Origin of the sequence: Vibrio sp. nBUS_14, from assembly GCF_051201655.1 — a bacterium.
Classification (GTDB): Bacteria; Pseudomonadota; Gammaproteobacteria; order Enterobacterales; family Vibrionaceae; genus Vibrio.
The window spans coordinates 1647079-1661447 of sequence record NZ_CP179207.1; the positions used below are offsets into that span (position 1 = coordinate 1647079).

The window sequence follows — 14369 nt, forward strand, 5'->3', positions numbered from 1 at the left end:
GTGACATTGGCAAGCGTACTGTCATCACATCAACCAAACGGAGAGTTAAAATGAAAGTATCACCAAAACTAATCAGTTTCACAGCACTATTCGCTTTTTCGTCAATCAATTATGCTCATTCGACGGACATCGCGCCCTCTGACGTTGCCCTTACACTCGCACAAGCACTCAATCCATCAGGCCAAACCCATACGTATTTAGTCACTGAATCTACGGGAAAAAGTGTAAAAGCGATCAATCTAAGTGAACATTTTGACTATTACCCGAGCGAAGCACTAAGCTTTATCGACCGATACGGCTATAGCACTTTGTCTGACGTACATTACGACCTCCCAGTCACATCCCTAGACTACAAACAACTACTCGCAGCAGGCGGGCAAGGATCTGAGCATATCGCAGCAGGCACTAACTACTTAGAGCATGGAGAAGAAGCAGATATTGACGAAGTCTTCCTATTTCCTAAGTTTTCCAAGCCAACACCAAACCACACTAAGATCCGCTACCAAAAGAATGTACTTCTGGATTACGAGGTAGAGCTGTGTATGAGGTGGGTTAAACCTATAAATAGCCCTAAACAAAGCGATGGTTATGCAGGGCTATTTGTATGTGGTGACTTTACTGACAGAGCGGAGCTGTTGCGGAAGATTGATGTCGACAACGTTACATCAGGTCATGGATTTAGTGATGCGAAAAGTGGACAATCACGCTTCCCAACCGGACCTTACATTGTGGTTCCCAAAGATTGGAACTCCTTCTTAAAGAGCGTGTCGCTAGCCACCTATGTCAATGGTGAGCAGCGCCAACAAACCGCTGCCTCTGAAATGATTCGTGAACCCAAATCTCTGATTGAAATGATTCTAGAAAAGGGTGAGCAGCCTATCTGGCGATATCAAGGTCAAGACGTCACGTTATTCGGTCAACAAGGGATTAACCCAAACCAAAATCTCGTGACAGGTACCCCAGCGGGTGTCGTTTACAACACTCCAGGATGGGGTTACAGAATATTCAAATCCATCAAGTGGTTCGTAACCTTTTCATTCTTAGATTCAGGTCCGGTAGACTATATTTTGGAGCAATACATCGAGGAAAGCTTTGATAACAAAAGTTACTTGCAAGCTGGCGATAAGGTGCAGCTCACCGGCACCTATTTGGGAAGCATAGACGTCGATATTATCAACTAGACACCCAAACTAACGACACTTTAATCTTAGTTTGCTCATTGTTTTCTGAACTCCATAAGTATACGTGCCTGATTAATTGGGCGCGTGTATCAATAAAACTTCTGGTGAAAAAATTAACACGAATACAGATAGTATTAGCAAATCTGAGGACGTGGTAGTTCACGAGCTGCCAGCGATTTAGATCGCTCTGCGCCTAATAACTTTGACCATTGTTGACATCAGAAAATTTTTTGTTGGGTATAAACCCATAAACAAGATATGAATATGCAAAAGGTATAACACATTTCTAGGCAGAAGTAAGTCACGATCAGCTAGCTGTCTAGAGGAGTCTGAAAGTGATTCCCAGACAAAAAAGCGAGCCACTTAGGCTCGCTTTTCAATTGTTTCTTATCACTTAAGCTGTTGCTTGGATTACAGAAGTTCTACCGACTGTTGAGCAATAACGAATTCTTCATTGGTTGGAATAACCATTGCTACCGCGCCAAGCATTTCTGATTTAGCGATGATGCCTTCAGCACCAAAACGAGCGGTTTCATTGTCTGCTACATCTTCAACAAAACCAAGAATCTTAAGATTGTTTAGGATCTCACGACGAATTGGTAGAGAATTCTCACCGATACCGCCTGTGAAGATGATGCCGTCTAAAGAATCTAGCGTTGCAAGGTAAGAAGCTACGTATTTCGCTACGCGGTACGTAAATACTTCAAATGCAAGCTTAGCGCCTTCATGGCCCTCTTCCATTGCTTCTAAGATGCCACGAGCGTCGCTCGTAAGACCAGACACGCCTAGGAAGCCAGACTCCTTGTTAAGAGAGTTGAAGACTTGCTCTTGTGACCAACCTTTCTTAAGTAGGTACTCGATAATACCTGGGTCTAAGTCACCACAACGTGTGCCCATCATTAGGCCAGAAAGCGGAGTGAAGCCCATTGAAGTATCAACACTGTTACCGTCTTTGATAGCACATACAGAAGCGCCGTTACCTAGGTGAACAGAGATGAAGCTAGATTCTTCAACTGGCTTGTTGACCATTTTGCTGCTTCACGGCTAACGAAGTAGTGGCTAGTACCGTGGAAGCCGTAACGACGAACACCGAAGTCTGTGTATAGCTCTTTTGCGATGGCACCGGTAAATGCACGTTGTGGCATTGTTTGGTGGAAAGCGGTATCAAACACAGCGAACTGAGGTAGAGAAGGGAAAGCTTCAATCGCAGCACGAATACCGATAGCACCTGCTGGGTTATGAAGTGGAGCTAAGTCAGATAGGCTTTCAATCTCACTTGTTACTTCTTCAGTAATACGAACAGTTTGAGTGAACTTCTCACCACCGTGAACGATACGGTGACCGATAGCCACGATATCAACCGTGAAGCCTAAGTCTTCCATCAGGCCAACCAATTTGCTAATGGCAATTTTGTGGTGGTTACCCTCACCTTGAATAGCAATTTCTGTTTTCTGACCTTGATGCTTCCAGCTCATGCGAGCATCCTCAAGACCAAAACACTCCCCTAAGCCACTTAATACTGCGTCACCAGAAACAGAATCGATGACAGCAAATTTAAGGGAAGAACTACCCGAGTTAATAACCAGAACAAACGAATTAGACATTGGATATGGATCCTGTTTCAATACGAATTTAGTGAAGTTTGCGCTTCAATTTTAGTTAAGTCTATTATTCAATAATTTTTGAATCTTTCAACTTTTGTTTTACAAAAACCATCAAATGAACACAATTAAGTTGATCTTAGTCATCAATTTATTTCTTTTGAGAGCAAAAATTAAAAAATAGTTGAATTAGATGAAGCAAATGTACTTATGAAGCTGATAGGTTTAACTAAACCACATGAAGGACAAAATCTCAGGTATTGAAAACTGATCCAAAAGCCTAGTTCATCAATTAAGCCCATAAATCCAAAAACAAGCTATCGTTCTACACTACGAGTTCAAAAAATACAGCGCGACACTTAAATATGGATCTCGTTGGTCACCAATGTCCGTTGATAGATTTTAAGAAGTTTTATCATGCCCCAGAGCTTGAAGATCTGACTTACACGGATTGAACGGTTGATCAGCTATTACTTCAAAATCTATTTTCATTTTTCATTATAGCTACGCACCTCTTTTGTTAGATAGCGATCAACCTCCATACCCCCTGACCAAAGAGCCTAAGCAACGCTTTAAGCACATGTGACTGTGGTTGCCTTGTCATACGAGGCATTATCTAATCTTAGGCTTAGGACGTGCGACAGACACGAAAAATAAAATAACAGGCACAAAAAAGCCGAGCATAATGCTCGGCTTTTAAATTCAGTGTTTAAGCTATTCGTCTATAAGCACTTGGCTTGTAAGCTTCAGCTTAAACTAAAGGCTGATTAACCTTCGCTGCGCTCTGGACGACGACCGCGGTTGCCGCCATTGCCTGCTGCTGCGCTGCCATGGCCACGTTCGCCACGGTGGTTACCACGGTGATCGCCACCACGGTTACGGTCAAAGCGACGTTCACCATCACGACCACCAGCAGAGTTACCATCACGTGCGCCGTCACGGTTGCCACGGTAGCCACCACGACCGCCATTGCCACCTTCACGGTTACCACCTTCACGGTTACCGCCTTCACGGTTACCACGGTAGCCGCCGCCATCACGACCGCCACGACCGCCGCCACGATTGCCATCACGACCGCCGCCACCACGACGAGGCTCACGGAAGTCGTTGAAATCAACAACTACAGCGCCAGCTTCTTTTTGACGAATGCGAAGTTTGCTTAGCTTACCAGCAGTTTCAGAGTTCATTGCTTTTGGCAATTGAACGTAAGTAGAACCTTGGTCTAGCTTGATAGCACCGATAGAACCTTTAGTTAGGCCTAGTTCGTTTGCTAGTGCGCCAACGATGTCTTTAACCTGAACGCCTTGCTCACGGCCAACTTGTAGTTGATACGTATCCCAATCTTGAGTATTGAAGTTACGACCACCACCGTCACGGCCATTGTCACGATCTTCACGACGCTCTTTGCGACGGTTCTTATCACGCTCAATAGCAGCGATCATTGGGTCTTCGCCAACGTAGAATAATGGGCTCTTACCTTGCTGACGCTTAAGAAGCATTGCGGCTAGTGTAGCAGCATCAACTTCTAGAGATTCTTGAAGTGTAGAGATTAAACCTGCGAAGTTTTCTAGAGCTTTGCTCTCTTTCTCAGTTTCAAGCTCAGCACCAAGTTTAGCAACACGTGCAGCAGCAACTTCGTCACGTTGTGGAAGTTGGATTTCTTCCATTTGAGACTTAGTTACACGCTCGATTGTGCGAAGCATACGGATTTGATTAGTGCGAACTAGTAGGATCGCTTTACCTTTACGTCCAGCACGGCCAGTACGGCCAATACGGTGGATGTAAGATTCAACATCGAATGGGATGTCGTAGTTAAATACGTGAGTGATACGTGGAACATCAAGACCACGTGCTACAACGTCAGTTGCAACTAGGATATCGATAACACCTTGTTTGATGTGATCAACAGTGCGCTCACGTAGAGACTGAGGAATATCACCGTGCAATGCAGCAGCTTTGAAACCACGTGCAGATAGCCAATCAGCTAGACGCTCAGTGTCTTGACGAGTACGTACGAATACGATTGACGCGTCAGTTTCTTCAGTTTCTAGAAGACGAGACATTGCTTCGTCTTTTTCTACGCCTTTAACAACCCAGTAATTCTGCGCTACTTTATCAACCGTGTGGTTAGTACCAGCAACGTCAACTCGTGCCGGGTTACGTAGGTAACGGTCAACAATAGTCTTAACCATTGGAGGCATAGTTGCAGAGAAAAGCACACGTTGTGCAGATTCTGGAGCTTGCTCAAGGATCCAAGTAACGTCATCTACAAAGCCCATTTTCAGCATTTCATCTGCTTCATCAAGAACAAATGTATGAGCTTCATCTAGGTGTAGACGGTCACGAGTTAGTAAGTCTTTAACACGACCTGGAGTACCAACAACAATGTGAGCACCGCGGCTTAGAGCACGCATTTGGTCAACAATTGAAGCACCACCGTAGATTTCAAGAACTTTAAGACCGTTGATGTCACGACCTAAGTTTTTGATTTCCGCAGCAACTTGAATAGCTAGCTCACGAGTAGGAGCCATGATGATTGCTTGTGGTTTGTGTTGGTTAAGGTTGATTTTGTTAAGTAAAGGCAGAGAGAATGCTGCTGTTTTACCAGTACCAGTCTGTGCTTTACCTAGTGCGTCACGGCCTTCAAGAAGAAGAGGAATAGCTGCTGCTTGGATTGGAGTCGGAGAAACGAAACCCATGCTATCAAGAGCTGAAAGAATGTTATCGTTAAGGGCTAATTCATTAAATTGAATTACAGATTCGGACATTGGGATCCCACTATATATAAGTAAACAAAAGGTCCCGGGAGCTCTATCAATTCCAATACTGATCCAATCAGATACTGATTCCATTCAGAGTTACGAAGCAGTAATAAAACACTTCAAGCCATTAGGGACGTCTAAGGGAGGCGGATTATTCCCTAAATGCATAAAAAAAGCCAGAAAAAATTGAAATACATCACATATTTTTCGGTTTCACATCAATACTGGCTATCATATCGTCAAAACTTGATGAATATCTCGTCACAGCACCAAACTTCGAGCAAATTGACCTAGTTAAATAAGAGGGCAATTAATTTACGCTCACTTCGCCTTTCAGTAGTAATCAAGCCTCGCAATGATTATAGTGTGCTCAATTGTCCTCGATAGATAAAAGTCAAATGTTTCAAGATAATCCTCTACTCGCTCAACTCAAACAGCAAATCCAAGAAACCCTCCCTAAAAAGGAAGGTACAATCAAAGCCACTGAAAAAGGGTTTGGTTTTCTCGAAGTCGATAACAAGACCAGTTTCTTTATCCCACCTCCATACATGAAGAAATGTGTGCACGGTGACAAAGTTATTGCCATCATTCGCACCGAGAAAGATCGCGAAGTAGCAGAGCCTGAGGAATTGATTGAACAGGGTCTTACTCGTTTTATCGCTCGAGTGAAGTTGTTTAAAGGTCGTTTGAACGTAGTTCCTGATCACCCGCAACTGAAAAAGCTGCAACTTAAAGCGAAAGCAAAGAAGGGTCTAAACCCTGAAACGCTAAAGGAAGGCGACTGGGTTGTTGCTCATATCGTTCAACACCCGTTAAAAGGTGACAACGGATTCTTGGCTCAAATCTCTGAGAAAATCACAGACGCTGACGACAAGATTGCACCTTGGTGGGTAACGCTGGCACAAAACGACTTACCAAATAGCGAACCTGAAGGTATCGATGATTGGAAGATCAATGACGACGCCGATCTTGAACGTATCGACATGACACACGTCCCTTTTGTGACCATTGATGGTGAAAGCACGAAAGATATGGATGATGCGCTTTACGCGAAGAAGAAAGAGAACGGTGATTTTGAACTGACTATCGCGATTGCAGATCCTACCGCTTACATCTCTCCAGATGATTCGATGGATAAAGTGGCTCGTGAGCGTGGTTTCACGATTTACCTGCCTGGCCGTAACATTCCAATGCTGCCTCGTGATCTGGCTGACAACTTATGTTCACTGATCGAGAACGAAGTTCGCCCTGCACTTTGCTGCACAGTAACGGTATCTAAAGATGGCGTTATCGGTGATGACATTAACTTCTTCGCTGCCAATATCAAATCTCACGCTCGTCTTGCTTACGACAATGTATCTGATTGGCTAGAAACTGGCATCTCTGAGAAGTGGCAACCGTCAGAAGAGATCGCTGCGATTGTTTCTGACCTTCATCAATTTGCTCAAGCACGTTCAGCGTGGCGTTCAGCAAATGCGGTTGTGTTCCCAGACCGCCCTGACTACCGCTTTGAGCTTAGCGAAGATAATGATGTAGTCGCTATCCACGCAGACATGCGTCGTAGTGCGAACAAGTTGGTTGAAGAGTCTATGATCAGCGCGAACATTTGTGCAGGCCGAGTATTAAAAGAAAGCTTTAACCAAGGCGTCTTTAACTGTCACTCTGGTTTTAAAGCTGAGAAATTAACAGACGTTCTAGAGCTGGTTAACCCAGAAGCAGAAACACCGTTTACAGAAGAGCAGATCGTTTCTCTGGAAGGTTTTGCTACTCTGCGTCGTTGGTTAGGTTCTTTAGACAACAGCTACTACGACAACCGTATTCGTAAATTCCAAGCGTACAGCGAGATCAGCAATGAACCTGCGCCGCACTACGCGATGGGATTAGACATTTATGCGACGTGGACATCTCCAATTCGTAAATACGGTGACATGATTAACCATCGTATGCTTAAGGCTCACATCCTTGGTAAAGCGCCAATTCAAACACCAGACGAAACAATTGGTGATGAACTTGCCCTGCACCGCCGTCACCACGGTATGGCTGAACGTAACGTTGGCGATTGGTTGTATGCTCGCACTCTAGCGAATGCTCCCGTTGAAGAAACTCGCTTCCAAGCAGAGATCTTCGACATTAACCGTGCTGGTATGCGCGTACGTTTACTTGATAACGGTGCAGCAGCGTTTATTCCGGGCTCTCTCATTCTTAATAATAAAGAAAGAATAGAGTGCAACGGTGATATGGGTACTGTATCTATCGATAAAGAAATGGTATACAAACTGGGAGACGTTTTAGAAGTAGTTCTCTCAGAAGTTAATCTGGAAAACCGTAACTTGGTAGCAAAACCTACACAAGTATTTGCGGACTTGCTTAGCGAGCCTGAAACGACAAACGAAACCGAAGCTTAAGAGCTTTAAAGGTTAAAGCTTTAAAGGTTAGAGCTTTCAAGGTCAAAAGCTTCAAAGGTTCACTTCTAAAGGCGCTAATTATTAGCGCCTTTTTTGTAAATATCTCTTGTTTAAACAATACTTAAAAAAATAATCAATAAGCAATCAGTTTACAACATCAAAGAAGCGCACTATGTCATCAATCACAGTTACTCAATTCAGAAATTTCATTCCCAGGAAACGGGAACGTTACCCCGCCTCCAAAAACGGTATTTTCATCGTTTCTAGAGGCAGTATTTCTTTCGTGCTACCTGATGGGACTGAAGCCTCATTGCAAGCCGGAGATTTTACTCTTTACAATTCAGGTCAGATTAAAGACATCACCGTTGACACTGAGAGTGGCGAATTCAGCGCAACCTGTGTAGATTTTGATTTAGCTATTTTTCAGAAATTCATTAATCAGTTTAGCGACCTAGAACCCACTCGAGTCCCAGATAAATACATTAAGTTTAATCAAACTGATACCGAAATCTGCCAATTGAAAAAGCTCATCATGTCGCTCGTTCATTCATCGACTCAGAATGACTACGCACTCACTCAATTAGGTTTAGGTTTGCTCTCTCTAATGGTGGAGCAGCACCCTGCTCTGCTAGTTATTATTGCCCGAGCGTCAAGGTTAACCGTGACGCAAAAGGTCATTCATTACATTGAACAGAACATTGAGAATAATATCTCACTCGATACCCTAGCCAACTATATGGGGATGTCACCAGCCACACTTAAACGCCGTTTATCGGCTGAAGACCTCTCCTTTTCAAATCTATTAAAGATAAAGCGAATCGCCCACGCAGCGACACAGCTCAGAACATCGAATAAATCTATTACTCAAATCGCTTATGAATCTGGATTTAAAAGCGCGGCACACTTCAGTACAGTTTTTAAAACCTATCATGGCAAGACTCCAAAAAACTTCCGCTCTTTGGCTACTCAGTCTTAGAAAGTAAAGGGGCAGGTAAAAGTATAAATCTGAAATGTGTTGATTGGAATTTACGAAAGTCGTCCGCTTTTGGTATCAAACCACCAGCGAACGCCTAAGTAAAATGGTCACGACCAGAAGTAAGATTTAGGGTCTTTTTCTATTTCAGCCAAAATAGCATCAAGATCCTTGGATTGAGGAAGGTAAGGGTAAGGTCCCCAATTGACAGAGTCGGTTTTCGCATTATCTTCAAGCGGCACCACCACCAACCAGCAAGATAACGACTCATCAAAGGTAACGCAGGCGATCTCGCTGGTATAATCACTATGAGATGAGTCGAGTAGATAATGGGCCTGAGAAAACAGCACACCACCCTCACACTCTTCAAATAGGGATTTGCCTAGCTCGACAGGTAAACTGCGATTTCGAGAAGTACAGAGCCTTTCAGCCCCAATTAAAAGCCGGTTAAGTTCTATATGAATTACGGACATAACACCCCTTCTAACTTCATAGAAATTCAATAAGTCGCTAATTTCTTTCATTAGCTTAGGACTCAACCAACATTTTAGCGAACAAGAGCAAACAAAATACCAACCTTACTCTCATATCCTCTCTTATCTGGTAAAGCAGTCCTACGTTCATGAACCAGCTCGGGTCTAATAAAGCATGAGTATAGAATTTCACAAAAGTGTCATATAACCGACCTATGATATGCGACAAATGTTATTAATTAGGAGTTGTTTATGTTACGAGTCGCGCTTGCCTCTCTTTTATCCTTAGCCCTGTCTTCTCATGCTGCTTTTGCACAAGAAACCAATATTTCGGGCTCCACTTCTGTTGCGCGAGTGATGGATGTATTAGCAGAGGAGTACAACAAGACTCATCCTGATAATTACATCGCGGTTCAGGGCATAGGCTCGACAGCTGGCATCACCATGGTGAATAAAGGTGTGGCGGATGTTGGTATGAGCTCACGCTACTTAACCGATCGTGAACAGAACGAGAAGTTGAAGGTATTCCCAATTGCCTTTGACGGCCTGGCCGTTGTCACCAACCGTTCAAACGGTGTGAATAACATCACTCGTGAACAGCTGTTCGATATCTACAAAGGTAAGGTAACCAATTGGAAACAAGTGGGTGGCGCAGATCAGCCTATCGCCGTTGTAACTCGCGAAGCGTCTTCTGGTTCACGCTATAGCTTCGAAAGCTTACTGGGTTTAACGAAAATCATTAACGACCGTCTAGTGTCTGACATCAACCCAAATAACTTAGTTGTAAGCAGCAACAGCATGGTTAAAACGATTGTTAACCACAACCCACACGCGATTGGTTTTATCTCTGTAGGTTCGATCGACCGTTCGATTAAGGCAATCACATTTGAAGGCGTAGAGCCAACCTCTAAGAATATTGCTAACCACAGCTATGAATTGGCTCGCCCATTCTTGTTGCTACACAAAACTGAATCAGTTTCTGACGAGAGCAAAGATTTCATCAAGTTCGTGAAGTCAAAGCAAGGGCAAGATCTGATCGAAGAATACGGCTACACACGTATTAAGTAGGATATGGGCTTTTGGTTATGTTAATAATGCTGTGATTTCGATTGATATGATACAAAAAAAAGAGAGAGCATTAAGCTCTCTCTTTTTGTTTGGGAATCTATAATCTTCGTTTAAGAATTATTTATCTTAAAACAAAGTATTAGAAGTGAAGTTGAATCACCGACACAATCACTGCGCCAGGGCGACGAACCCCTTCTATTTCTACGCGGATTTCGCGTTCAATCTCTAGGCCTTTCTTAATTGGCGTTACTTTTGTTAGCGTACTTTTAGCACGAACGTTACTGCCCGATTTTACAGGATATGGGAAACGTACTTGGTTAAGACCAATGTTTACAACCATCTTCGCCGTTGGGAATTGAGACTTATCAGGATCAACACTGTCAGTCAGTCTAGGAAGCAGAGACAAAGTCAAAAATCCATGTGCGATGGTTGTTTTAAACGGAGAATCTGTTTCAGCCTTAGAAGGTTCAGTATGGATCCACTGCATATCTTCAGTAACAAGGCCGAACTGGTTGATACGATCTTGACTAACATTGATCCAGTCGCCAGTATGAATAACTTCACCGATCTGCTGATTGAGCTCATCAAACACAAGCTGTGCTTCTCGCGTTAATACAAGCGGCTGTTCTATTGGCATCTCTGGTGCATCTTCATTTACAGCAGGTTTGTGGTGATCACGAACCCAAGCAAAGAAATGGCTATTTTGCGTACGATTCAGAAAGTCACCCCAGTAATCTCTAAGAGCTGGAGACATCCATTGCATAAACTCTGAGTGTTGCGAAGACACGCTATCGCCTCGGTGTTTAAATATATCAATGACTTTCATAAGAACCTCAATGCACAAAAAATTTCAATATAATTCGGTAATTTTGAAACACTTCACACTATTGTGCAAATGTTTTCGAGCATACACTCGTTAGCTGAACACTGTTATTTTTATATTAAACAAACACTTAATAATAAAACATCATTTTATTACAAAACCTAAATTAGAGTGTTAACTCCATCACATAATAAATATCTGATTATATAAACTACTTTTTTATTCACGTTCGGAATAAGAAAAAGGCTTAGCATCACACTAAGCTTTATTTTTCGTAAGGAAATGGTTTTTATAAAGAAACGATTTTTACAATAAAATCGTCCCTATGAGTAAAAAGTTTCGTTACTCATCATCGAGTGGAATCAGCTTAGTGTTACCATCGTGTGCTTTTTCACGCTTACGCTGCACAAATGCATAGAAGCCTGGAATCAAGAAGGTACCTGCCAGTAACACACATAGCAGACCGCCGACCAGGGAGATAACTAACGAGTTCTGACTCACGTGACCTGCGCCCGCTGCGAATATAAGCGGGAAGATACCTAAGATGTACGACCAAGGTGTCATGTTCACAGCACGGAAACGCAGCGTACCGACCTTCACTGCCGCATCTTCAATTGATGCGTCTTTCTCTTCACGCTCCACTTTTGCGAACTCTACAATCAAGATTGCGTTCTTCGCGGCCAAGGCTATCAAGAGAACCAAACCTATCTGCGCATAAAGGTTAAGCGACGTTCCAGTCAGGTTCAGCGCTAAGAAGGAACCTAAAGTCGCGACAGGTACCACTAAGATAATCGCTATAGGGATCGTCCAACTCTCGTACTGAGCCACCATGAACAAGTAAATTACAAATTTATCCCAAACAGCCTCTTCGCACACTTAGTAACTAGGTGTTTTGACTAACATCATGTATCTTCACACATAAGCATTCATATTTAATGACTAGGGTAATTCACATGATCTCAAAATGGGCTAAACGTTTTTATCAAATGGCTGAGCTTGTTGGTTCTTGGAGCAAAGACCCATCAACTCAAGTTGGCGCGGTGATCACCAAGCACAACCGTATCGTCTCAGTAGGTTTCAACGGCTACCCTCATGGCGTCTCTGACAGTGCTGACACTGACGACCGTGAAATGAAATACCTCAAGACACTGCATGCGGAAGAAAATGCGATCTTGTTTGCTAAACGTGATTTAGACAGCTGTGAAATTTGGGTAACCCATTTCCCTTGTCCAAACTGTGCAGCAAAAATTATCCAAACGGGTATTTCTGCGGTTCACTGCCCAGAGCAAAGTGAAGACTTCCTTTCTCGTTGGGGAGATAAGATCAAAGTTAGCCAAGACATGTTCGAACAAGCTGGCGTAAAAGTTGATTGGTTACCACTCGCTGAGCTGGATTAATCATTCACAAATAGCTAGCTCCCAAAATACAAAAAGCCGAGAGTCGATATATTCGATCTCGGCTTTCTTTTTATTCAGACTGGCTAGCTTCTAGCACAATATTCGTCACTTGGGGGAAATGCCAATGCGTAAGCTTCCATGAAGTCTTTACGAATGTCTTGCTCTAGATGAACCGCCTTTTCAGTCGGGCAGAAAATCATGAAATGCACTTCTTGCTCACCGGTAGAGCTGCTCGTGATATGAATATGAGGCTCAGAACCAGGAAGATCGACTCCGGCATGTTTCTCGATCACACCATTATAACGACGGGCAACATCGATAAACTCTTCACAATGCTCTTCAATTTTCATGATAAGATCCGGCACCATTGGGTATAGATTTACAAAGTCTTTTACCGTCACAAAAAAGTTGTGATAAACATAACGCTTCATGAAGTTGAGGTTCTTTACCGGATAAGTGAAGAACATGCTATTAGGTAGCGTGGCTGTCTTGCCTGTGAAGTGGTATTGCCCGTGATACAAATCGATCTCTTGAATCACAGTCGCCATCAAGTTGTGCTCAATCACCTCACCACTGATCTTCCCAACCTCGATCCAATCGCCAATTCGGAATGAACGAGAACTGGCACGCTGAATAGAGCCAGTGAAACAGAGAATGATCTCTTTTGAAGCCACTACTATCGCAACCGCAATAGCCGTAACAGACAGCGCAAATTCGCTGATTTCAGATTTCCACAGCACAAACAAAGTGACCATAATAATGGCAAACGTACCGTTCTTGGTGCGTGACATCCAATTACGTTGGTCTTCACTTAGAAAAGCGACATCACCACGGATTCGAGACAAAGTGATTCGTCGGATTATTAAAATAATGCAGATGATCAGTGCACTAAAAATAAACTTATGAGCGAGTAGGAAATCTATTACTTGCCACATCTTTTCCATTACTTATTCCTTATGCATTACAACAATTAAGCTTTATAACGACGAGCATTAAAACCATTAGATATGCAACGAAAAGCTGTACAATGATGAGCTATACAACAATGAGTTTTACAACGACTGACGCAGCCAAGAAACGCATGATAAAAAAGCGCTCAAAAATAGAGCGCTTTCTTTCATGCCTAAATCAGCTTAGATAAGGCTATCATTTTATCTTGGCAGAAGTAATAAATTGGCCAAAAGTTTCACACCAAATCACAACCGTATTAAATCGATTAAGATCAGTGCCTTCGGGAAGTTCAACCATAAACCGGTCAAATGTTTTCACATCTCCGACTCGAAGTAACACACTCTTGCTGTCATTGAAAGCTTGTTCGGTTTCAATGAACTTAGGCGAAAGGTAAACCTTATAATCAGGCCCAGGAGCCAGTTCACCTTCAAACGCAATCGCATTTTCAGAAACCGAGACGATGCCCTCTCCCCAATGTAAGAAATCACTGTCTTGTCGGTCTTTACTGAACTCACCCGTGTAAATAGCCTGTTGACTGATCGCTTCAACAGAACTTGAGGAAGGAAGATCAGGCTCAATCAAGATAGGCAGCGCATAAACACCCAGCCCAAAACCAACAGCACCCACGGCTAAGTGGGTGCAAAATAAAACTAACTTTTTCATCGCGTACTCCCTTATGCTTAAGAGAGTATTATTGAATACTCTCAAAAATACAAAGAGATATCGCGTTGGAAG

At 43.1% G+C, this 14369-nt stretch carries 10 protein-coding genes and 2 pseudogenes; 5 read left to right on the forward strand and 7 right to left on the reverse strand.

Annotated elements, in window-relative coordinates:
* Nucleotides 1-50 precede the first annotated feature (50 nt).
* Nucleotides 51-1181, forward strand: a complete 1131-nt coding sequence (locus ACMAZD_RS25305; protein WP_435249940.1) for a fumarylacetoacetate hydrolase family protein — start codon at nt 51-53, stop codon at nt 1179-1181.
* Between the two features lie 492 nt (nt 1182-1673).
* Here ACMAZD_RS25305 and ACMAZD_RS25310 read toward each other — a convergent pair.
* Both ACMAZD_RS25310 and ACMAZD_RS25315 read right to left on the reverse strand, forming a co-directional pair.
* Nucleotides 1674-2785, reverse strand: a pseudogene (locus tag ACMAZD_RS25310) (acetate/propionate family kinase); the annotation flags it as partial.
* A 764-nt stretch (nt 2786-3549) separates the two neighbouring features.
* Nucleotides 3550-5634, reverse strand: a complete 2085-nt coding sequence (locus ACMAZD_RS25315; protein WP_435249941.1) for a DEAD/DEAH box helicase — start codon at nt 5632-5634, stop codon at nt 3550-3552.
* A gap of 308 nt (nt 5635-5942) precedes the next feature.
* Between ACMAZD_RS25315 and rnb the strand changes: the two genes are divergently transcribed.
* The gene (gene rnb, locus ACMAZD_RS25320) at nt 5943-7949 is read left to right on the forward strand and encodes an exoribonuclease II (RefSeq protein WP_435249942.1); all 2007 of its coding nucleotides are present in this window, start codon (nt 5943-5945) and stop codon (nt 7947-7949) included.
* Between the two features lie 172 nt (nt 7950-8121).
* Entirely contained in the window at nt 8122-8925 is an 804-nt protein-coding gene (locus tag ACMAZD_RS25325) for a helix-turn-helix domain-containing protein (protein WP_435249943.1), read from the forward strand.
* 107 nt (nt 8926-9032) lie between these two features.
* Here ACMAZD_RS25325 and ACMAZD_RS25330 read toward each other — a convergent pair whose 3' ends face one another.
* Entirely contained in the window at nt 9033-9395 is a 363-nt protein-coding gene (locus ACMAZD_RS25330) for a DUF3024 domain-containing protein (protein ID WP_435249944.1), read from the reverse strand.
* A 252-nt stretch (nt 9396-9647) separates the two neighbouring features.
* Between ACMAZD_RS25330 and ACMAZD_RS25335 the strand changes: the two genes are divergently transcribed.
* Nucleotides 9648-10463, forward strand: coding sequence for a phosphate ABC transporter substrate-binding protein (locus ACMAZD_RS25335; protein WP_435249945.1), 816 nt, complete (start codon nt 9648-9650; stop codon nt 10461-10463).
* 139 nt (nt 10464-10602) lie between these two features.
* Here the strand turns inward: ACMAZD_RS25335 and ACMAZD_RS25340 are convergent, their stop codons facing one another.
* Together ACMAZD_RS25340 and ACMAZD_RS25345 are read right to left on the reverse strand one after the other, a co-directional pair.
* Nucleotides 10603-11289, reverse strand: coding sequence for a MaoC family dehydratase (locus ACMAZD_RS25340; protein ID WP_435249946.1), 687 nt, complete (start codon nt 11287-11289; stop codon nt 10603-10605).
* 339 nt (nt 11290-11628) lie between these two features.
* A pseudogene (locus tag ACMAZD_RS25345) lies at nt 11629-12129 on the reverse strand (efflux RND transporter permease subunit); the annotation flags it as partial.
* Between the two features lie 110 nt (nt 12130-12239).
* Here ACMAZD_RS25345 and ACMAZD_RS25350 point away from each other — a divergent pair.
* Nucleotides 12240-12683, forward strand: coding sequence for a dCMP deaminase family protein (locus ACMAZD_RS25350; protein WP_248376711.1), 444 nt, complete (start codon nt 12240-12242; stop codon nt 12681-12683).
* An 83-nt stretch (nt 12684-12766) separates the two neighbouring features.
* Here ACMAZD_RS25350 and ACMAZD_RS25355 read toward each other — a convergent pair whose 3' ends face one another.
* The gene (locus ACMAZD_RS25355; RefSeq protein ID WP_435249947.1) at nt 12767-13627 is read right to left on the reverse strand and encodes a mechanosensitive ion channel family protein; all 861 of its coding nucleotides are present in this window, start codon (nt 13625-13627) and stop codon (nt 12767-12769) included.
* A 202-nt stretch (nt 13628-13829) separates the two neighbouring features.
* Entirely contained in the window at nt 13830-14297 is a 468-nt protein-coding gene (locus ACMAZD_RS25360; RefSeq protein ID WP_435249948.1) for a DM13 domain-containing protein, read from the reverse strand.
* Nucleotides 14298-14369 lie beyond the last annotated feature (72 nt).